We start from the raw sequence: 19,996 nt of genomic DNA on the forward strand, positions 1-19,996 counted from the left end.
GTGTCTGCGAGGAATCTGCACAGTCACGATCGTGCTGATCTCGTAGGATAAGGGTCATGACTCATTACGACGTACTTGTCATCGGCACCGGATCAGGCAACTCGATCATCAACCACCGCTTCGACGACCTGAAGGTCGCCATCGCTGAGTCCGCCCGCTTCGGCGGCACCTGCCTCAACGTCGGCTGCATCCCGACGAAGATGTTCGTGCACACCGCCGACCTCGCCCGCGACGCAGCTGACGGTGAGCGCTTCGGCATCGACACCTCGTTCAACGGCGCGAACTGGCAGTCCATCCGCGACCGGATCTTCTCGCGCATCGACGAGATCGAATCCAGCGGCCGCGACTACCGCACCCATGAGCTCGACAACGTCACCGTCTACCCCGAGCACGTCGAATTCACCGGTGCGCGCTCCTTCCGCTCCGCCTCGGGCAAGGAGTTCACCGCTGACCGCATCGTCATCGCCACTGGCTCCCACCCGTTCGTCCCCGAAGCCGAGGGCCTCGATCCTGAGCGCGTCGACACCCCCGGCTACCCGGTGCGCACCTCAGACACCGTCATGCGCATCGATGCGCTGCCCGAATCGATGGTCGTCATCGGCGGCGGCATCATCGCCGCTGAGTTCGCCCACGTCTTCGCCTCCCTCGGTGTGGAGGTCACGGTGCTCGTGCGCGGTGAGCGGCTGCTGAAGAACTCCGATGAGCTCGTCTCCGAGCGCTTCACCAAGGCCTTCGGTGCCACTCCGCGCGTCGACCTGCGCACCGGCACCACCGCGACCCACTATGAGATCCGCGAGGACGCCGATGCCGCGCAGGGCCAGCCCGGCACCCGGGCGGTGCGCCTGACGACCGACGCCGGCGATGTCATCGACACCGACCTCGTGCTCGTGGCCACCGGCCGCAAGCCCACGACCGAGCGCCTCGGCCTGGAGCACACCGACATCGACGTCGAGAACGGCTCGATCACTGTCGACGAGTACCAGCGGGTGCTCTCCGGCGGCAAGCCGCTTGCGGGTGTCTTCGCCCTCGGCGACGTCTCCTCGGACTACCAGCTCAAGCACGTCGCCAACCACGAGGCGCGCATCGTCAAGGACAACCTGCTGGCCGACATCGCCTCCGGTTCGCTCGGCGGCGCCCAGGAATCCGATCTCACCGAGGTCAACCACCATGCGGTCCCGGCTGCGGTGTTCTCGCATCCGCAGTCGGCCAGCGTCGGCCTGACCGAGGCCGAGGCCCGAGAGGCCGGCTGCGAGTACACGGTCAAGGTCCAGGAGTACAGCGACGTCGCCTACGGCTGGGCACTGGAGGACACAACCGGGTTCTGCAAGGTCATCGCCGATCGCACGAGCGGCCAGATCCTCGGCGCCCACATCCTCGGCGCGGAGGCCTCGATGATCATCCAGCCGCTCATCCAGGCGATGGCCTTCGGGCTGCCGGCTGATCAGATGGCCAAGGGGCAGTACTGGATCCACCCGGCGCTGCCCGAGGTCGTCGAGAACGCCCTCCTCGGCCTCGAACTCGACTGAGCACCGGCGAACCGAACGCCCGGTCCCTCTCCTGGGGCCGGGCGTTCGTGTTGCCGCTGGCGACGGTCGCTGACCGGTCCCGAGGCGGTGGTTCAGAACCGGCGGGAGTAGCCGCGGGCGAATTCGTCGGGGTCGGCGACGTGACCGCGGTTGGCGGCGTGGGCGTGGCTGCCGGCCTGCTCCTCGTCGAAGTCGTAGAACAGCCGCTCCATGACCTTGCGTGCCCGTCGGGTGGCGCCGAGATAGTCGTCGAAGAGATCCTGTCCGCATCCGGGTTCGTAGTCGAGCAGACGGGCGGTGGCCTCCAGCTCGGCTGAGTCCGAGGGCAGGGCGGCTGCCGTGCGGCCGCGGAAGAGCGTCACCGCTGAACGCACACCGGTGGCCAGCAGCCACGCTTCGCTCAGGATCTCGGCGTCCTCAGCGTCGATCTCGCCTGCGGCGACGAGCGCGTCGAGGGCGGCCAGCGTCTCGGTGGTGCGCAGAGCCGGGTTGTCAGCAGCGTGCTGCATCTGCAGCAGCTGAATCGTCCATTCGACATCGGACAGGCTGCCGCGGCCGAGCTTGAGGTGACGGTTCGGATCCGCGCCGCGGGGCAGACGCTCGCTCTCCATCCGGGCCTTGAGTCGGCGCATCTGCCGCAGGGAGGATTCGGGCACCTCATCCGGGTAGCGCAGCGGGTCGATGAGCTCGGTGAAGGCATCGCGCAGGGTCTGCTCGCCGGCGATCGGCCGGGCGCGCAGCAGCGCCTGCGCCTCCCACGGCTCGGACCACTTGTCGTAATAGCCGGCATAGGAGTCCAGGGAGCGCACAAGCGGTCCCTTCTTGCCTTCTGGCCGCAGATCCGCGTCGATCTCGATCGGCCGCGACGGCCCGGCGCTGCCGAGCTGGTTCGTCACCTCAAGGGCGACCCGGCGCACATGGGAGCTGAGCTTCGAGCGGGCGTCGGCGTCGAGGTTCTTCTCCAACGACCGGAAGGCGAACATGACATCGGCGTCGGAGAAGTAGCCGATCTCGGCTCCGCCGAGCCGGCCCATGGCGATGATCGCGAACTCGTACTCCCCCACCTCGGCGTCGGCATCGAGTCCGGCGCGCACGGCGCGCACGGTCGCGTCGATCGCGGTGTCCATGAGGATGGCCAGCTGCTTGGGGATGTCCCTGCGGTCGGCGATGCCGAGAATGTCCGACAGCGCAATGCGCAGCACCTCCCGGCTGTAGCGGGCCCGCACCGCCGGCACGGCTTCGTGGCCATACCGGTCGACGATGCCGCGCAGCCGGGCTTCGATGTCTTCGGGCTCCTGCAGCTGCAGCCGGGTCTGGTCATCGAGCCACGAGACCGCGCTGGGATTGCGCAGCAGCAGCTCGGTGGCGAATGAGGACAGGGAGAGCACATGGGCCATCGACTTCGCAGCGACGCCGGAGTCGCGCAGCATCTTGACGTACCACGTCGAGGTCGACAGCGATTCGGACAGCCGGCGGAAAGCCAGCAGCCCGGCATCGGGGTCGACGCCGTTGGAGAACCAGTCGAGCAGTGCCGGCAGCACCTGCTTCTGCACCATCGCCGCACGCGAGACACCGGTGGTGAGCGCCTGGATGTGCTTCATCGCCGACTTCGGATCGCGGTAGCCGAACGCCGACAGGCGCTCGCGAGCCGATTCGGCTGACAGCCGGGAGATCGCACCCTGGCCGGCAGCAGCCTCGAGGATCGGGCGGTAGAAGATCTGCTCGTGCAGGGCCCGGATCCGCCGCGACCGGGACTCCCGCTCCTCCTTGAGCCGCTGCGGGGAGCGGTCGCCGAGGGCGTAGACGCTGCGCGAGAGCGCACGCATCTTCTTCTCCTGTGTCGGCAGCAGCGCAGTCCGGCGCATGCGCGGGATCTGCAGCCGGTGCTCGACGGTGCGCAGGAACCGATAGGACTCGCTGAGGTCGGCGGCGTCATCGGAGGAGATGTAGCCGCGTTCGCCGAGGCGCTCAAGCAGTTCCAGCGTGTTCGTCACCCGGATGGCCTCGTCGTCGCGGCCGTGGACGAGCTGGAGAAGCTGGGCGGAGAACTCGACATCGCGCAGTCCCCCGGCGCCGAGCTTGATCTGGCGTTTGGCCTCCTTGGCCGGGATGAGGTCGACGACGCGGATGCGCATCCGCCGCACCTCGTCGATGAATCCGGGCCGGGACGAGGCGGTCCACACGTGCGGGTTGAGGCTCTCGAACCAGGCCGCGCCGAGGTCACGGTCACCTGCGATCGGACGGGCCTTGAGCAGCGCCTGGAACTCCCAGTTGTGGGCGATCTTGTCGTAGTAGTGCTCGAACTCCTCCAGTTTGCGCACCAGCGGGCCGTTCTTGCCCTCCGGGCGCAGCGCGGCATCGACCTCCCACAGCGGCGGCTCGGGCGCGTAGCCGGCGATCACCTCGGCCAGCCGGTGAGCGAGCTTCGTCGCCGTCCGGGCCCCGGATTCGTCGAGTTCGGCGAGCTTGCGGGCCTGCGCACCGTGGTCGGTGTCCTCGTCGCTGGTCTCGGGCTCGCCGGTCTCGACCGGCGCCCAGCAGTAGACGACGTCGACGTCGCTGACGTAGTTGAGCTCCCGGGCCCCGCACTTGCCCATCGCGATGACGGCCAGGCGCACGGTCTCGGCTTCCTCGGTCTCGGCGCGGGCGACGGCAAGGGCCGCGTCGATCGCTGCGGCAGCCATATCGGCCAGCAGCGCAGAGACATCGCAGACGATCTCGTTGGCGAACAGGCTGCCGAGGTCGTCGCTGGTGAGCTGGACGAGCAGATCCCGGTAGGCCTGCCGCAGCGCGACCACGGCGTCCTCCCCCGTGACCGAGGCGACGGGCACCTCGGCAACAGGATCGGCGCCGACGGCTTCGAACAGGTGGGCGCGCAGCTTCTCCGGTTCGGCGGCCTCGGTGCCCAGCAGCAGGGTCTGATCTTCGGAGGCGAGCAGGAACACCGCCTCGGGCCGGCGCACGAAGTGATCGACTGAGGCATCCGAGGTGCCGGCCAGGTGCGACAGGCGCGGCAGGAAGTTCGAGTGCTCATCGACGGCAGCAGCGAAGCGGCGCTGCCCATCCTCGTCGAGCGCCTCGATGGTGCGCAGGATCCCGAGCGCGGCGGCGTCCGGGTCGGGTGCCTGGGTGATGAGCTCGACGCTGACCGGTGAGCTCAGCGTCTCGCTGCCGAGCAGTTCGTCGGCCTCAGCCAGGAATCCCCGGGCGCGGCGGGAGTCGCCGAAGCCGGAGCGGCTGCGCGCGGGGTCGACCTGGCGGCTCATATGGTGTTGAAGTGGCGTCGGTACTCGTGCGGGGTGACCTGGTCGCGGTAGTCGACCCACTCCTGCATCTTGTTGCGCAGCACGAACTCGAAGACTGCCTCGCCGAGGGTTTCGGCGACGAGTTCGCTGTTCTCCATCTTCGCGACCGCGTCGTTGAGGCTCACCGGCATCGCCGAGATGCCGAGTGCGCGACGCTCATGATCGGACAGCAGCCACACATTGTCCTCGGCCTCGTCGGGCAGCTCGTAGCCCTCTTCGATGCCCTTGAGGCCGGCGGCCAGCATGAGCGAGTACGTCAGGTACGGGTTGGCTGAGGAGTCGATGCCGCGGTATTCGACCCGCGCCGAGGAGGCCTTGCCGGACTTGTACTGCGGGATCCGCACGAGTGCGGAGCGGTTGCGGTGTCCCCAGCAGATGTAGCTGGGCGCTTCGTGCCCGGTCCACAGCCGCTTATAGGAGTTCACGTACTGGTTCGTCACCGCTGATATCTCCGGGGTGTGCTCCAGCAGGCCGGCGACGAACTGCCGGCCGGTCTGGGAGAGCTGATACTCAGCACCGGGTTCGTAGAAAGCGTTCTCGTCGCCTTCGAACAGCGAAACGTGGGTGTGCATGCCGTTGCCGGGCTCGTCGATGAGCGGCTTGGGCATGAACGAGGCGAACACGCCCTGTTCGAGGGCGACTTCCCGGATGACGGTGCGGAACGTCATGACGTTGTCGGCCATCGTCAGCCCGTCGGCGTAGCGCAGGTCGATCTCGTTCTGGCCGGGGCCGGCCTCGTGGTGGGAGAACTCGACGGAGATGCCCATCGACTCGAGCATCTGCACAGCACTGCGGCGGAAGTTGTGGGCTGTGCCGCCGTCGACGTGGTCGAAGTAGCCTGCGGTGTCGACGGGCACCGGCGGCTGGCCACCGAGGTGGCCGGACTTGAAGAGGTAGAACTCGATCTCGGGGTGGACGTAGAAGGTGAAGCCGCGGTCGCTGGCGATCTTCATCTGGCGCTTGAGGACATTGCGCGGGTCCGAGGCCGACGGGGTGCCGTCGGGATCGTAGATATCGCAGAACATCCGGGCGGTCGGTTCGGTGTCCCCGCGCCACGGCAGCAGCGCGAAGGTCGCCGGATCGGGCCGCAGCACCATATCGGCTTCGAAGATCCGGGAGAAGCCCTCGACTGATGAGCCGTCGAAGCCGATGCCCTCCCGGAAGGCGCCTTCGAGTTCGGCGGGCACGATGGCCACCGACTTGAGCTGGCCGAGCACATCGGTGAACCACAGGCGGATGAACTTGACGTCACGGTCTTCGACCGTGGACAGCACGTACTCCTGCTGGCGGTTCATCGACATCAGCCGTTCCACTCCTTGTCCTCGGCGTCCCACTGCTTCGTGTTCTCGGCTGCCTTGGCCAGCGCCTGTTCGGCTTCCTCGGCGGTGTCGTAGGGGCCCATGCGGTTCTCCCAGTTGCTCTGCGGGCCGTGTTCGACCTTGCCGGTCTTGGTGTTGAACCAGTACTTCTCGGCGCCGTAGGTCTCTTCCTGATCAGTCATCGCTGAGCTCCCTCGTCGGACGGTTAGGCAGCGCCGGGGACGCGTGTGCCCCAGGCACCCTGTCGTCCCAGTCTAGCGCGCTGACTGGGGGCAATTGGCCGCTATCGTCCGCGCGCCGTAAGGTGTGCGTCAGGGAGTTGTGAATTGCGCCCCAGAGCGTTGAAATGAAAGGTCTGTCAATGAAGATTGCCGTTCCCACTGAAGTCAAGAACAGCGAGTTCCGCGTGGCCATCACCCCGGCCGGTGTCAATGAGCTGACCAAGCGCGGTCACGAGGTCAGCGTCCAGGCCGGCGCCGGTCTCGGCTCGAGCATCACCGACGAGGAGTACGCCGCCGCCGGTGCCACCATCACCCCTGATGCCGCCTCGACGTGGGAGGCCGGCGAGATGGTGCTCAAGGTCAAGGAGCCCGTCGCTGAGGAATACGACTTCCTGCGGAAGGATCTCACCCTCTTCACCTACCTGCACCTGGCTGCCGATGAGCCGCTGACCAACCGCCTCGTCGAGGCCGGCACGACGGCGATCGCCTATGAGACCGTGCAGCCCGATGGCCAGGGGCTGCCGCTGCTGGCACCGATGTCCGAGGTCGCAGGCCGCCTGTCGACCCAGGTCGGCGCCAACAGCCTGCTGAAGAAGAACGGCGGCCGCGGCATCCTGCTCTCGGCCGTCCCGGGTGTCGAACGCGGCAAGGTCACCGTCGTCGGCGCCGGTGTCGCCGGCACCGCTGCCGCCCGCATCGCCCTGGGCCTCGGTGCGCAGGTCGACATCTTCGACATCTCCCTGCCGCGTCTGCGCCAGCTCGAAGAACAGTACGGCACCGGCCTGCAGGCCCGCATGTCCAACGAGTACGACATCGCCGATTCGCTGCGCACCGCCGACCTCGTCATCGGCTCGGTCCTCATCCCCGGCAAGCGCGCCCCGAAGCTCGTGACCGACGAGATGGTCCAGAACATGAAGCCCGGCTCGGTGCTCGTCGACATCGCCATCGACCAGGGCGGATGCTTCGAGAACTCGAAGCCGACCACCCACGACGACCCGACCTTCGAGGTCCACAACTCGGTGTACTACTGCGTGGCGAACATGCCCGGTGCTGTGCCGACCACCTCGACCCGCGCCCTGACGAACGCCACCATGAGCTACGTGCTCAAGGTCGCCGACCAGGGATGGCGCGAGGCGATGACGAAGGACACCGGCCTGGCACGCGGCCTCAACACCTTCGACGGCCACGTCACCAACGCCAATGTCGCCGAGGCATTCGACCTCGACTTCACCGCACCTGAGAAGGTCCTCGCAGACTGAGGCACGTCTCACCGCAGGCGGCCGTCTCCACACCTGGAGGCGGCCGCCTTCCGCGTTAGACTGGGGATCATCATGACTTCACACGCACCGCTTGGCACCCTGCGCAAAGGAACCGTCTCTCCGATCCTGCCCGTTCCCAAGGACATCCCGCGTCCGGAATACGTCGGCAAGGCCGTCCCGAACGAGGGCAACGCCGGCGATGTCTACTCCGCTGAGGACATCGAGAAGATTCGCGCCGCCGGCCGGATCGCCGCCAATGCGCTCGAAGCCGTCGGCCAGGCGGTGGCCCCCGGCGTCACGACCGATGCGATCGACCGCATCGCCCACGAGTTCCTCTGCGACCACGGCGCCTACCCGTCATGCCTGGGCTACCGCGGGTTCCCCAAGGCCTGCTGCACCTCGGTCAACGAGGTCATCTGCCACGGCATCCCCGACGACACGGTGCTTGCCGACGGGGACATCCTCAACGTCGACATCACCGCCTACTTCGAAGGCATGCACGGGGATACGAACTTCACCTTCTTCGTCGGCGATGTCGATGACGAATCCCACAACCTCGTGCTGCGCACCCATGAGGCGATGATGCGCGGCATCAAGGCCGCCAAGCCCGGGCGCCAGATCAACGTCATCGGCCGGGTCATCGAGAAGTACGCCCAGCGCTTCGGCTACGGCGTCGTCCGCGACTACACCGGCCACGGCGTCGGCGCGGAGTTCCACTCCGGGCTCATCGTCCCCCACTATGACGCCGCCCCGAACCACGACGAGCTCATCGTCCCGGGCATGGTCTTCACCATCGAGCCGATGCTCAACCTCGGCACTGAGGGCTGGGAGGCGTGGGATGACGATTGGACGATCGTCACCGCCGATAAGAAGCGCTCAGCCCAGTTCGAGCACACCATCGCGATCACCGAGACCGGCGCCGACATCCTCACGCTGCCCGATGAGACCGCTGCCATCTACGGCGGACCGGGAGACCCGGCATGAGCCCGGCAGCACCGCGCGCCGACTGGGCGATCGGCGTCGACATCGGCGGCACCGGCATCAAGGCCAGCCTCATCGACCCGGTCGCCGGTGAGCTGGCGTTCAAGCGCCGCCGCATCCTCACCCCGCAGCCGGCCACCCCCCAGGCGGTGGTCGCCACCGTCAGCGAGGTCGTCCAGCAGGTCATCGACAAGGCCTTGGAGAAGGACATCATCGCCGATGCCGCCGAACTCGACCACGCACCCATCGGAGTGGCCTTCCCCGGGGTGCTCAAGGAAGGGGTCGTGCGCTTCGCACCGAACCTCGACCAGTCCTGGATCGGCGAGCACCTGCCCGAGCACCTGGAGAAGGCGACCGGGCGCAGCTGCTACGTCCTCAACGACGCCGACGCCGCAGGTCTTGCCGAGATGACCTTCGGTGCCGGCCGGGACTACCGCAAGCAGACCGTCATCCTCACCACCCTGGGCACCGGCATCGGCACCGCGCTGTTCGCCAACGGCCAGCTCGTGCCCTTCACCGAGCTCGGTCACATCGAGATGAACGGCGCTGATGCCGAGACGCAGGCAGCCGAATCGGTGCGCACCCGCGAAGGGCTGAGCTTCGAGCAGTGGGCTGAGCGGCTCCAGCAGTACTACGAGCAGATCGAGCTGCTCCTGCACCCCGACCTCATCATCGTCGGCGGCGGCGTGTCGAAGGAGCACGAGAGCTTCCTGCCGCTGCTCAGGCTCGAAGCCCCGATCCGGCCAGCTGAGCTGCGCAATGCCGCCGGCATCGTCGGGGCAGGCTACTCGGCCGCACGCGCCGGCCGGACGAAGGTGAAGAAGAACACCGCCAAATAGCGAGGTGAAGCGACCGGCGGCGTGCCGGTTTTGCACACAGCTGAACACTGTTCAATAATTGAACGATGTTCAGCTACTCTTCGCTCGCCGATCGCGTCCTCGCCGGCACCCCGGCCACCGCTGACGACGCCCACGCCATCCTCTCCAGCTCTGATGAGGAGCTCCTCGATCTCGTCGCCGCTGCCTCCCGTCTGCGCCGGGAGCATTTCGGCAACCGTGTGAAGGTCAACTACCTCGTCAACCTCAAGTCCGGTCTGTGCCCGGAGGACTGCGGCTACTGCTCGCAGCGCCTCGGTTCGGAGGCCGAGATTCTCAAGTACTCGTGGCTGCCCGGTGACGAAGCACGCCGGCAGGCGGAGTTCGGGCTGGCCGGCGGCGCCTCCCGCGTGTGCCTGGTGGCCTCCGGCCGCGGCCCGTCGAACCGCGACGTCGAGCGCGTCTCCGGCATGGTCGAGGACATCAAGTCCGCCAATCCCGGCGTCGAGGTGTGCGCCTGCCTCGGATTCCTCAAGGACGGCCAGGCCAAGCGCCTCAAGGAAGCCGGTGTCGACGCCTACAACCACAACCTCAACACCGCCGAGTCCCACTACGCCGACATCTGCTCGACGCACACCTTCGCCGACCGCGTCGACACCGTCGACAAGGCCCGCGAAGCCGGCATGTCGCCGTGCTCGGGACTCATCGTCGGCATGGGCGAGACGAACGCCCAGATCATCGAGACAATCGAATCGCTCAAGGCCGTCGACTCCGACTCGATCCCGGTCAATTTCCTCATCCCCTTCGACGGCACCCCGCTGGAGGGCACGAACACGCTGACCCCACAGCACTGCATGCGCATCCTGTGCGCGGTGCGGTTCATGTGTCCGGATCGCGAGCTGCGCATCGCCGGTGGCCGCGAGATGCACCTGCGCTCGCTGCAGCCGCTGTCGCTGCATGTGGCCAACTCGCTGTTCCTCGGTGATTACCTCACCTCCGAGGGCCAGGCGGCTGAGGACGATCTTGACATGATCGTCGACGGCGGCTTCGAGATCGTCGGTGCGAAGAACACCGCCCAGCTGCGCGATGAACTCAAGGCCCACCGCGCGGCCCACCAGGCCGCCTTCGATACCAGCTCAGACGGCGCCGGCACCTCGGACGACGCCGCCCCGGCAGCTGCCGCGAGCACCCTGCCGTGCGGCAAGCCGCTGCCGCCTGCCGGCCACGAGGCGGGTTCGACCGGTGTGCAGATCCCGACGATCCGCCGCCGCGGTGCCGGCACGGAGCTTGCCCCCAATGCCTGACCAGCACCAAGCCTCGACTCTGAAGCGCGACACCGGCCTGCTGTGGCACCCGTACGGGCCACTCGATGCCGGTGCGCACTTCTCGGTCACCGGCGCCTCGGGCCCGTACGTCGACCTGATCGACGCCGCAGGCACCAGCCACCGCCTGCTTGATGGCATGAGCTCGTGGTGGTCGGTCGTCCACGGCTACCGGCACCCGGTCATGGACGCCGCGCTCACCGAGCAGATCGGGTCGTTCTCCCACGTCATGTTCGGTGGGCTGACCCACGATCCCGCTGTCGAGCTTGCCGAACGCCTCGTCGAGGTCACCCCGGCCGGTCTCGATCACGTGTTCCTCGCCGATTCCGGATCGGTCTCCGTCGAGGTCGCGCTCAAGCTCGCGATCCAGTACCAGCGGGCTCGCGGGCGGGAGCGCGGCACGTTCCTCGCCCTCGAAGGCGCCTATCACGGCGATACGACCGGGGCGATGAGCGTGTGCGACCCGGTCGGCGGTATGCACGCCGATTTCGCGGCACTCCTGGCGGAGAACGTCTTCCTGCCCCGGCCGCCGCTGCCGGAGGCGCCCGCCGCCGAGGTGGAGGCATGGGTTACCCAGGCAGAGAACCTCGTCGACGCCCATGCTGAGGATCTGGCCGGCATCATTGTCGAACCCCTGTTCCAGGGGGCCGGCGGCATGCGGCCGTACCACCCTGCCGCACTGCAGGCGCTTCGCCGGCTGGCCGATGAGATCGATGCGGTGCTCATCGCCGATGAGATCGCCACCGGCTTCGGGCGCACCGGCACCCCCTTCGCCTGCGAGGCCGCCGGCATCGTCCCCGATGTCATGTGCCTGGGCAAGGCACTGACCGGCGGATACCTCACCATGGCCGCACTCCTGTGCAGCGGCCCGGTCGCCGAGGTCATCACGAACTCCTCGTACCGGGCGCTCATGCACGGCCCGACCTTCATGGCCAATCCGCTGGCCTGCGCTGCCGCGACCGCCTCGCTTGTGCTGCTCTTCGGAGATGAGACCAGCGGCTGGCAGCCTGCGATCGCGCGCATCTCCCCGGCTCTGGAGGCAGGCCTCTCCCCTGCCCGGGAGGTGCCGGGCGTCAATGAGGCACGGGTGACCGGCGGGATCGGCGTCATCGAACTCAGCCGGCCCGTCGACGTCGGCCTCACCACCCGTGTGGCGGCCGAGCATGGTGTGTGGCTGCGGCCGTTCCGCCAGCACATCTACACGATGCCGCCCTACATCTCCACGCCGGAGACGATCGCGACGATCACCCGGGCGATGGTCGCTGCAGCGGCTGCCCACACCGGGGAGACCGCGTCGTGAACGCGATCACCGCCCGGCTCGCGGCTGCCGGTGAGCGCCGGCAGGCTGCCGATATGCACCGCACCGATCCGGTGCTCACCGGCCTCGACCTCGCGTCGAACGATTACCTCAGCCTGTCCCAGCACCCGCAGGTGCGTGCGGCTGCCATCGAGGCGATCGAGCAGTTCGGCACCTCGGCACGTGCCTCCCGGCTCGTCACCGGCACCACGCGAGCCCATCACGCGCTCGAAGCCGCCCTGGCCGAACGGCTGCGCCACCCAGCCTGCGTGACGTTCTCCAGCGGCTACATGGCCAATCTCGCTGCGGTGGCCACACTGGCCAGCCAGGATACGCTCATCGTCTCCGACGCCCACAACCACGCCTCGCTCATCGATGCCTGCCGGCTGACGAAGGCACCGGTGCAGATCGTCGCCCACAACGACACGGCAGCCGTCGAAGCCGCCCTGGCCGAACGCCGCCAGCCCGAGGCGCTCGTCATCGTCGAATCGGTCTACTCCGTCCTCGGCGATGCCGCAGATCTGGACGCACTGCTCGATCTGTGCGCCCGCTACGATGCGATGCTGCTCGTCGACGAGGCTCACGGCCTCGGGGTCGCCGGCACCGGTGAGTACACCGGTTTCGGCGCAACCGCGCAGCTGTCAGCCCATCGCGACCGGCTCGTCGTCACCGCCACCTTGTCCAAAGCCCTCGGCTCGCAGGGCGGTGCGCTGCTGGGCAGCGAGCTCATCCGCGACGCGGCGATCAACACCGCCCGCTCGTTCATCTTCGACACGGGCCTGGCGCCGGCCAATGCCGCTGCCGCCCATGCCGCACTCGACCTCATCACCCCAGAACGGGTCTCCGACATGGCGGCTGCCCGCGCTCAGCTGGCGGCCGCGCTCGAGGTGCCGGTCCCGGCCGGTGCGGTGCTCTCGGTGCCGATGCCGAGTCCCGAATCCGGAGTGCGGGCCCGGGCGCTGCTGCGCGAGGAGGGAATCCTCGTCGGCTGCTTCCGCCCGCCTTCAGTCCCCGATGGCATCACCCGGGTGCGCCCGACCGCCCGCGCCGGCCTCAGCAGCGCCGAACTCGAACGCGCCTGCACCCGCATCCGTGCGATCACCGATACCTGCGCATCCCCGGTTGCCGGCGCTCAGGTGACCGGTTCATGATCCCCCGGTATCTGCTTGTCACCGGCACCGACACCGGTGTCGGCAAGACGGTCGCGACCGCTGCCCTGGCTGCAGCGCTCGCAGCAGCCGGGCGGCGGGTCATCATGGTCAAGCCCGTGCAGACCGGGCACATCAGCCCCGATGATCCCGAGCGCACCGAACTGGAGGCACAGTACTCCGACGTCGTAACCGAATCCGATGCGCAGATCATCGCCCGGCTGGCCGGCATCGAGACGTTCACACACACGACCCTGCGCCTGCCGATGGCACCAGTCCCGGCCGCCCGTGCCGAAGGCGCCAGCCTGGCGACAGCTGGTGAGCACGCTGCGTACATCCGCGAGCTGGCTGCGAAGACCAGCGCCGACCATGTCCTCATCGAAGGCGCCGGCGGGGTGCTCGTCGACTTCGGCGGGCACACGGCAGCCGATCTCGCTCGCACCCTGGCAGCCGAATCCTGTGAACCGGTCGGTGCCGTCATCGTCGCCCGCTCACGGCTGGGCACACTGAATCACACCGCACTGACCGCCGAAGCGCTGGCCCACCGCGGCGTGGACGTCACTGGCATCATCATCGGCTCGTGGCCTGATCCTGCCCTGCCGGTCGATATCGACAACCGCGAGGCGCTCACGACCATTGCCCCGTTGCTCGGTGTCCTGCCAGCCGGAGCCGGCCACCGCCTCGGTGCCGGTGATTTCCAGGCCCAGGCACCTGCCTGGCTGCGCCTGCCGGACTGACCTGTTCAGGAGTGCTCGTGCCACTCCTGCAGCACCCGGCTGAGATCCTGGTTGGCATCCTCGAGTGCCTTCTCATTGGCCGCCTGGCTGCCGCCGGAGTCGATGACCATCTGGCCGGCGCGCAGCTTCGGGGGCGCCCCGAAGACGTGCCCGGCCTCAGGGTGGATGCTCAGTTCAGTGTCCGGGTGCCGTGCTGCGATGAGCTCGGCGTACTCAGCTGAGGCCCACATCCGGTCGCTGCCGCCGGCGATCACGAGGATCTTGCCGTCGAAGTCCTCGATCGGGATGCGGGCGGCCTCCGGGTTCTCAGCACCGGCCACCGCTGCCGTGTAGACCGGCTCATAGGCGACCGGGAAGGCCAGCATGAGCTGGGCGAGCATCGTCGCCGTCGGCCCGAATCCGGCCCCTTGGAAGGAGATCATCTCGACGTCCTTGCCCTGCCACGTCCAGGAGGAGGCGTTCTGCTCCTGACCCAGGCCCGGGAAGCTGTAGGCGCTCGGCGCGATGAGGACGAGGTTGTCGACGTCATCGGAGTACCGGGTGGCGACATTGGCGGCGTACTCAGCACCCTTCGAGGTCCCTATCACCGTCAGCGGGCCGCCGTCGTTGGTGGCAGCGACCTGGTTGATGACCTCTTCGAAGCTCTCCAGCGGCACCCGGGAGAGCATCGGCTGCTGGTTGGGCATGCCGAAGAAGAACAGCGCATAGGTGTCATAGCCGGCCTCGGCCAGCCTCCGGGCCTTGGCGAAGTCCGGGGAGCCCTCCGAGCCGCCGAAGGTCACGATCGTCCCGCGCGAGGTCTGGTCCTCCGGCTTGAGGTGGAAGCCGTTGAGGTACTCGCCGGTGACGTGCTCGATGCTCACACCGGGGATATCGGTGGGATAGACCGACAGATTGGTCGGGTCGGACATCGTCGCGTCACCGGATTCGGGGAACCGGCTGAGGTTGATCATGCGGGTGATGACGACGGCGGCGATGAGCAGTGCGATGATCACTGCGATCGCGACGAGCACGGTGAGCACCCGGCGCAGTGGCGACTTCCTGCTTCTGCGCTTCTTTGCGCTTTCAGCTGACGTGTGTGCGGGCGGGGATGCGGTGGACATCAGCGTTCTCCGTTCGATGCGGGACGTGCTGACAGCGTAGCAAGATCCCCGGCCAACGCTGACTATCAAATGTATAAAGAACTGCAAAGACGGGGAGGTCAGGCCGCCTGTACGCCGGGTTCTGTCCGCAGGCGGGTCACCCCGGTCTGCGTGACGGTCATCTGTCTAGGAGCACCGTTGCCGATGCCCTCAAGCGATCCACCCGACAGCTTCAGCGAGCAGCCGTCAGGCGCTGTCTGTGCGATCTTGCTCCCGGCGGGGTTTACCGTGCGATCCCAGTCACCTGGCACCCGGTGGTCTCTTACACCACCCTTTCACCCTTACCGGCCACTGGCCGGCGGTCTGCTTTCTGTGGCACTGTCCCGCGAGTTGCCCCGGGTGGGCGTTACCCACCGCCGTGCTCTGCGGAGCCCGGACGTTCCTCGTCAGCATCTGCTGCCGCGACCGTCCGGCGACCTGACCTCGGCCTCCAGTGTACGCCCGCGCCCGAGGCGGGAGGCACCGGATGTGCGCATCCTCACCTGCACCCAGGCGCCGGATGCGGCTCAGGCGTCGCTACGATGGCTGGCGTGATTGTTCTGCTGCCGCCCTCCGAGGGCAAGACGCCTGCCGCCTCGGGCCCGGTGCTCGATTTCGATGAGCTGACGTTCCCGGAGCTCACCGGTGCCCGCATCGAGGTCCTCGAATCGCTTGCCGAGGTCTCGGCCGAACCCGATGCCTGCGAGCAGCTCGGCGTCGGGCTTTCGCTCCAGGATGATGTCGAGCGCAATACGCGACTGACCGAGATCCCCTGCGGCCCGGCGCTGGAGACCTACACCGGGGTGCTCTACGCCGCCCTCGACGCCGGGAGCTTGCGCGGTCGGGCGCGCGAACGCCTCTCGCAGGTGTACGTGTCCTCAGCGCTGTTCGGGATCCTCGCAGCAGACGATCCGATTCCGGCCTACCGGCTGTCGATGAAGACGAAGCTCGCCGCCCATGGTGTGCTCGCCACGTGGTGGAAGGCCCGCTTGAGCGCGGTGCTCGATGAGGAGTTCGCCGGCCAGCTGATCCTCGACTGCCGGTCGACGGAGTACCGCAAGTCCTGGCCGGGACCGGTTGATCAGGTGGTGACCGTGACCGCGGTGACGGAGAAGGACGGCAGGCGCACGGTCGTGTCCCACAACGCCAAGCACACCCGCGGGGAGCTCGCCGGGCGCCTGCTGCGCAGCCGGGCCGCCCTGCCGGAGACCCCTGAGGCGCTGCTCAAGGCTGCCCGCCGATACTACGCGGCCGAGCTCTCCCCGGCGACGAAGCGGAAGCCGGCGGAGCTGACGATCGTGCTGCCCGGCTGAGGTCATCGCGCTGCCCGGCTGAGGTGCCGTGCGCCGGTCAGGCGTGCAGCAGCAGCGCGCCGCACTCATCGCAGTCAGCGGTCGCACCGGATCCCGAGGCTCCGAGCCGGTCGAGGGTCATGGCACTGATCTGCGAGCCGCATGAACCGCAGGAGCCGGCGCTGATATGTGCAGCCGTCGGCTGGCCGGCGGCGAACGCCTGGGTCAGCCGGCTGGCGATCGGCCCGGGAATCCGGGCGGCGATCTGCGCGCGCTTGGCGGCGAGCTCTTCGCTGCGTGACTGCAGTTCGGCTGCCCGCTGGGCGCGCTCGGCCTGCAGCTGCTTGCCGGTGGCAGCGATCTGGCTGAGGTCCTCGGTGACGGTGTTGATGCGCTCAGCGAGGTCATCGACTTCGCCCATCACTTCGAGCTGGTCGTTCTCGCGTTCACCCTTGGCTGCGATCGCGGTGTCGATATCGGACTGCAGCGCCACGAGGTCGCGGCTCGTCAGCCCTTCGCCGGAGTTGAGAGCATCGCGCATCTGCTCGATGCGGGTGCTGCGCGCCTCGACGTCGGCATCGATCTCAGCGGCCTGCTTGCGGTAGCCGGCCAGCGCTGCTTCGAGTTCTCTGAGCATCGCTGCTGTCGCCTGGTGCTCACCGGCAAGCTGGCGCAGCCGGGCGATGAGCTCGGTCTGCTTCGCCTCGTGCTCGGTCCTGCGTGAGGCCGCTGCGGTTTCGATCCAGGCGTTGAGCGCCTGCTGCTCGTCTGTGCTCAGTGTTGTGGTCTTGGCTGACATGTCATCCACCTGCCTGTCCGATGCGCTCCGTCCACGGGTCGGTCGAGATCTCCGAGACTGTGACAGACACGTCCATGCCGCCGTCGGTCAGCCGTTCGCGCAGCTGTGCGGCGGCTCTGGTCATCCACATGGATTCGGCTGCCCAGTGGGAGATGTCGATGAGATGCGGGGTGCCGGCGCTGCGCCGGTGGGCGGTGTCCCGGGCTTCGGTGGCCGGGTGGTGGCGCAAGTCGGAGGTGATGTAGACCTCGGCGCCGGTGGCGCGGACTTCGTCGAACAGTGAGTCCCCTGCTCCCCCGAGCACAGCCACCCGCTCGACCTCCACCTCGGGGTCGCCTGCGATCCGGACTCCGGTGGCGGTCGCCGGTGCCGCCTGTGCCAGGCGGGTGGCGAGGTCGCGCACGCTCATCCGGCTGGGCAGGGTTCCGACCCTGCCGAGTCCGACCCCGGCAGGCGCGTCGCTGTGCTGGACCAGCGGGGTGAGCTCAGTCAGTCCGACCGCTTCGGCCAGCACGTCGGAGACCCCGCCGATGACGGAGTCGGCGTTGGTGTGGGCGTTGTACTGGGCGATGCCGGCACGGATGAGCTCGGTGATGGCCCCGCCCTTGAGGGTGTCGGCGGCGACGGTCGTGATTCCGCGCAGCAGCAGCGGGTGATGGGTGAAGAGGAAGTCTGCCCCGAGGCCTTTCGCCTCCTCGATGACGGCGTCCATCGGGTCGAGGGCGAGGTGGATGTGGGAGACCTCAGCAGCCGGGTCTCCGACAGCGAGTCCGACGCTGTCCCAGGGCTCGGCGTAGGCCGGAGGCCACAGCGAGTCGCAGATGCTGACGATGTCCGAAACACGAGGTGAGCCCATGCGGATACCGTAATACATTTCAGCTGTTGAGAACATTCGCCATGATGAGCCTGCCCGTGCTAGCCGCAGGCCGACCGACATCAGACGAGACCCCCGTGCAGAGCGCTGCAGGCCTTAGCGCATAATCGGTGGTATGAATCACATCACCGCCCTGAATGCCAGCACCATCGCCGATGCGGTGGCCCGGTCCGCACGCCGCAACGCCGACCGGGTCGGCGTCGTCTTCGCCGACCGCACGTGGACCTACCCGCAGCTCGATGTCGCCGTCACCGCCGTGGCCCGGCATCTGGTCTCACTCGGACTCAGCAAGGGTGAGCGCGTCGCCGCCTACGGCAAGAACTCCGACCTGTATCTCATCGTGTTCCTCGCTGCCGCGCGGGCCGGCCTTATCCACGTGCCGGTGAACTATCAGCTCAAAGAGGCCGAGCTCCAGTACATCCTCACCGACTCCGGCGCCGGTGTCGTCATCGCTGATGCCGACCTCATGGAGCATGTCGAGAACACCGAGGCCGGCCGGGCCGCCCAGCGCCTGACGATGGATGACCTGGTGCCGGTCGCCACCGCTGCAGATGTCGAGCCGGTCGCCGACGGCGAGTTCGATGTCATCGACACCGACGCCGTCCAGCTGCTCTACACCTCGGGAACCACCTCGGCACCCAAGGGCGCAGTAATGACGCACCGGTCGCTCATGCACGAATACCTCAGCTGCCTTGACGTCCTCGACTTCTCTGCTGAGGACCGGCAGGTCCACGCGCTGCCGATGTACCACTCAGCGCAGATGCACGTGTTCCTGCTGCCGAGCCTGCTCAAGGGCTCATACAACGTCATCGTGCCTGCTCCGGTGCCGGCTGAGCTCATCGAGATCTTCGCCGCCGAGCGGATCACCTCGTTCTTCGCCGCGCCGACGGTATGGGTGGCGCTGGCGAACACCCCGGCGTTCTTCGAACGCGATCTCTCCAACCTCAAGCGCGCCTACTACGGCGCATCGATCATGCCCGGCCCGGTGCTGAAGAAGCTGCGCGATCATCTGCCGGGGCTCGGCTTCTACAACTGCTTCGGCCAATCAGAACTCGGGCCGCTGTGCACGGTGCTCCGTCCCGAGGAGCACGACGATCATCCCGGTTCGGCAGGCCGGCCGGTGCTCTTCGTCGACGCCCGCGTCGTCGACCCGATGGGTGAGGAAGTCGCTGCCGGTGAGCAGGGCGAGATCGTCTACCGCTCCCCGCAGCTCATGCGGGAGTACTGGAACAAGCCCGAGGCGACCGAAGAGGCGCTGCGGGATGGCTGGTTCCATTCCGGCGACCTCGTGGTGGCCGATGACCAGGGCTTCATCGAGGTCGTCGACCGGGTGAAGGATGTCATCAACACCGGCGGCGTGCTTGTCGCCTCCCGCCAGGTCGAGGACGCGATCTTCGAACTCGATGCCGTGGCCGAGGTGGCAGTCGTCGGCATGCCCGATGACAAGTGGATCGAGGCGATCACCGCGTTCGTCGTTCCGAAGGGTGAGATCACCGAGGAGCAGGTGGTCGACCACGTCAAGGGCCGCCTGGCGCCGTTCAAGGTGCCCAAGGCCGTGCACTTCGTGCAGGAGCTGCCGAAGAACACCTCGGGCAAGATCCTCAAGCGCGAGCTGCGCGACCGCTGAGTGCGAGAGCTGGGCCGTGCCGCTGGGCGCGTCCCGGGCTGCTCGTATGGCATACTGTTGTCCGGCCGGAGTCGACTCCGGCCGGGGGGCCTATAGCTCAGTTGGCTAGAGCATCTCGTTTACACCGAGAGGGTCGGGGGTTCGAGTCCCTCTGGGCCCACATTTTTCTTCACGTCTCGGGACATCGTTCACGCGATGTCCCGAGACTTCTTTCTGCTTCAGCGGCGATCGTGCGCGTCACCCTTCCGGGTTTCGGGCCGGGCGGGTTGCATCCGTGTGCACGTGTGTGCGGCGTCTCGGCGGTCGTGCAGTCGGGTCTGCGCATTCGCGCAGATCTCGCTCGGCCGCAGTGA

General features: G+C 67.7%; 16 protein-coding genes, 1 tRNA gene and 1 other RNA gene. 11 read left to right on the forward strand and 7 right to left on the reverse strand.

Going from position 1 to position 19,996, the window contains the following annotated elements; all coding sequences use genetic code 11:
• Positions 1-56 precede the first annotated feature (56 nt).
• Entirely contained in the window at positions 57-1,526 is a 1,470-nt protein-coding gene (locus tag H9634_RS08750; protein ID WP_191726307.1) for a mycothione reductase, read from the forward strand.
• Between the two features lie 92 nt (positions 1,527-1,618).
• Here H9634_RS08750 and H9634_RS08755 read toward each other — a convergent pair whose 3' ends face one another.
• From H9634_RS08755 to H9634_RS08765, 3 genes are read right to left on the reverse strand one after another with little or no spacing between them, the layout of a single operon-like run.
• Positions 1,619-4,792 (reverse strand): bifunctional [glutamine synthetase] adenylyltransferase/[glutamine synthetase]-adenylyl-L-tyrosine phosphorylase, encoded by a 3,174-nt coding sequence (locus tag H9634_RS08755; protein WP_191726308.1) that lies wholly within the window; start codon positions 4,790-4,792, stop codon positions 1,619-1,621.
• Complete coding sequence (locus tag H9634_RS08760; RefSeq protein WP_191726356.1) at positions 4,789-6,126, reverse strand: glutamine synthetase family protein; 1,338 nt, start codon at positions 6,124-6,126, stop codon at positions 4,789-4,791. The genes H9634_RS08755 and H9634_RS08760 overlap by 4 nt, the downstream gene beginning before the upstream one ends.
• 5 nt (positions 6,127-6,131) lie before the next feature.
• On the reverse strand, positions 6,132-6,332 hold the full coding sequence (locus H9634_RS08765; RefSeq protein ID WP_191726309.1) for a hypothetical protein: 201 nt from the start codon (positions 6,330-6,332) through the stop codon (positions 6,132-6,134).
• A 179-nt stretch (positions 6,333-6,511) separates the two neighbouring features.
• Here H9634_RS08765 and ald point away from each other — a divergent pair, with 179 nt between their 5' ends.
• The 7 genes from ald (at position 6,512) to bioD (ending at position 13,930) form a co-directional block, all read left to right on the forward strand.
• Positions 6,512-7,630, forward strand: coding sequence for an alanine dehydrogenase (gene ald / locus H9634_RS08770; protein ID WP_191726310.1), 1,119 nt, complete (start codon positions 6,512-6,514; stop codon positions 7,628-7,630).
• Between the two features lie 72 nt (positions 7,631-7,702).
• Positions 7,703-8,614 (forward strand): type I methionyl aminopeptidase, encoded by a 912-nt coding sequence (map, locus tag H9634_RS08775; RefSeq protein WP_191726311.1) that lies wholly within the window; start codon positions 7,703-7,705, stop codon positions 8,612-8,614.
• Complete coding sequence (ppgK, locus tag H9634_RS08780; RefSeq protein ID WP_191726312.1) at positions 8,611-9,450, forward strand: polyphosphate--glucose phosphotransferase; 840 nt, start codon at positions 8,611-8,613, stop codon at positions 9,448-9,450. Before map ends, ppgK begins: the two co-directional genes overlap by 4 nt.
• A 65-nt stretch (positions 9,451-9,515) precedes the next feature.
• A complete protein-coding gene (bioB, locus tag H9634_RS08785; protein WP_191726313.1) occupies positions 9,516-10,730 on the forward strand; it encodes a biotin synthase BioB in 1,215 nt (404 codons plus the stop codon).
• Complete coding sequence (locus H9634_RS08790; RefSeq protein WP_191726314.1) at positions 10,723-12,048, forward strand: adenosylmethionine--8-amino-7-oxononanoate transaminase; 1,326 nt, start codon at positions 10,723-10,725, stop codon at positions 12,046-12,048. The genes bioB and H9634_RS08790 overlap by 8 nt, the downstream gene beginning before the upstream one ends.
• On the forward strand, positions 12,045-13,196 hold the full coding sequence (locus H9634_RS08795; RefSeq protein WP_191726315.1) for an aminotransferase class I/II-fold pyridoxal phosphate-dependent enzyme: 1,152 nt from the start codon (positions 12,045-12,047) through the stop codon (positions 13,194-13,196). The genes H9634_RS08790 and H9634_RS08795 overlap by 4 nt, the downstream gene beginning before the upstream one ends.
• Entirely contained in the window at positions 13,193-13,930 is a 738-nt protein-coding gene (gene bioD, locus H9634_RS08800; protein ID WP_191726316.1) for a dethiobiotin synthase, read from the forward strand. Before H9634_RS08795 ends, bioD begins: the two co-directional genes overlap by 4 nt.
• Positions 13,931-13,935: 5 nt before the next feature.
• Here the strand turns inward: bioD and H9634_RS08805 are convergent, their stop codons facing one another.
• Positions 13,936-15,033, reverse strand: a complete 1,098-nt coding sequence (locus tag H9634_RS08805; RefSeq protein ID WP_191726317.1) for an alpha/beta fold hydrolase — start codon at positions 15,031-15,033, stop codon at positions 13,936-13,938.
• Between the two features lie 94 nt (positions 15,034-15,127).
• Positions 15,128-15,493, reverse strand: an RNA gene (rnpB, locus tag H9634_RS08810) — RNase P RNA component class A.
• Positions 15,494-15,602: 109 nt separating this feature from the next.
• On the opposite strand from rnpB, the gene H9634_RS08815 reads away from it, so the two are divergent.
• Positions 15,603-16,364, forward strand: a complete 762-nt coding sequence (locus H9634_RS08815) for a YaaA family protein (protein ID WP_191726318.1) — start codon at positions 15,603-15,605, stop codon at positions 16,362-16,364.
• 37 nt (positions 16,365-16,401) lie between these two features.
• Here H9634_RS08815 and H9634_RS08820 read toward each other — a convergent pair whose 3' ends face one another.
• Positions 16,402-17,142: a zinc ribbon domain-containing protein gene (locus H9634_RS08820; protein ID WP_191726319.1), complete on the reverse strand. Its 741-nt coding sequence runs from the start codon at positions 17,140-17,142 to the stop codon at positions 16,402-16,404.
• A 1-nt stretch (position 17,143) separates the two neighbouring features.
• A complete protein-coding gene (locus tag H9634_RS08825; RefSeq protein WP_191726320.1) occupies positions 17,144-17,998 on the reverse strand; it encodes a Nif3-like dinuclear metal center hexameric protein in 855 nt (284 codons plus the stop codon).
• A 133-nt stretch (positions 17,999-18,131) separates the two neighbouring features.
• Between H9634_RS08825 and H9634_RS08830 the strand changes: the two genes are divergently transcribed.
• Both H9634_RS08830 and H9634_RS08835 read left to right on the forward strand, forming a co-directional pair.
• Positions 18,132-19,643 carry a fatty acyl-CoA synthetase gene (locus tag H9634_RS08830; protein WP_191726321.1) on the forward strand — a complete coding sequence of 504 codons (1,512 nt, stop codon included), beginning with the start codon at positions 18,132-18,134 and terminating at the stop codon, positions 19,641-19,643.
• Between the two features lie 86 nt (positions 19,644-19,729).
• Positions 19,730-19,803, forward strand: a tRNA-Val gene (locus tag H9634_RS08835).
• Positions 19,804-19,996 lie beyond the last annotated feature (193 nt).

The organism is Brevibacterium gallinarum (genome assembly GCF_014836885.1).
Lineage (GTDB): Bacteria > Actinomycetota > Actinomycetes > Actinomycetales > Brevibacteriaceae > Brevibacterium > Brevibacterium gallinarum.

Bases quoted from the DNA above. Each gene is read 5' to 3' on its own strand.
- H9634_RS08750 (WP_191726307.1), top strand. From the start codon at position 57: ATGACTCATTACGACGTACTTGTCATCGGCACCGGATCAGGCAACTCG.
- H9634_RS08755 (WP_191726308.1), bottom strand. From the start codon at position 4,792: ATGAGCCGCCAGGTCGACCCCGCGCGCAGCCGCTCCGGCTTCGGCGAC.
- H9634_RS08760 (WP_191726356.1), bottom strand. From the start codon at position 6,126: ATGAACCGCCAGCAGGAGTACGTGCTGTCCACGGTCGAAGACCGTGAC.
- H9634_RS08765 (WP_191726309.1), bottom strand. From the start codon at position 6,332: ATGACTGATCAGGAAGAGACCTACGGCGCCGAGAAGTACTGGTTCAAC.
- ald (WP_191726310.1), top strand. From the start codon at position 6,512: ATGAAGATTGCCGTTCCCACTGAAGTCAAGAACAGCGAGTTCCGCGTG.
- map (WP_191726311.1), top strand. From the start codon at position 7,703: ATGACTTCACACGCACCGCTTGGCACCCTGCGCAAAGGAACCGTCTCT.
- ppgK (WP_191726312.1), top strand. From the start codon at position 8,611: ATGAGCCCGGCAGCACCGCGCGCCGACTGGGCGATCGGCGTCGACATC.
- bioB (WP_191726313.1), top strand. From the start codon at position 9,516: ATGTTCAGCTACTCTTCGCTCGCCGATCGCGTCCTCGCCGGCACCCCG.
- H9634_RS08790 (WP_191726314.1), top strand. From the start codon at position 10,723: ATGCCTGACCAGCACCAAGCCTCGACTCTGAAGCGCGACACCGGCCTG.
- bioD (WP_191726316.1), top strand. From the start codon at position 13,193: ATGATCCCCCGGTATCTGCTTGTCACCGGCACCGACACCGGTGTCGGC.
- H9634_RS08805 (WP_191726317.1), bottom strand. From the start codon at position 15,033: ATGTCCACCGCATCCCCGCCCGCACACACGTCAGCTGAAAGCGCAAAG.
- H9634_RS08820 (WP_191726319.1), bottom strand. From the start codon at position 17,142: ATGTCAGCCAAGACCACAACACTGAGCACAGACGAGCAGCAGGCGCTC.
- H9634_RS08825 (WP_191726320.1), bottom strand. From the start codon at position 17,998: ATGGGCTCACCTCGTGTTTCGGACATCGTCAGCATCTGCGACTCGCTG.
- H9634_RS08830 (WP_191726321.1), top strand. From the start codon at position 18,132: ATGAATCACATCACCGCCCTGAATGCCAGCACCATCGCCGATGCGGTG.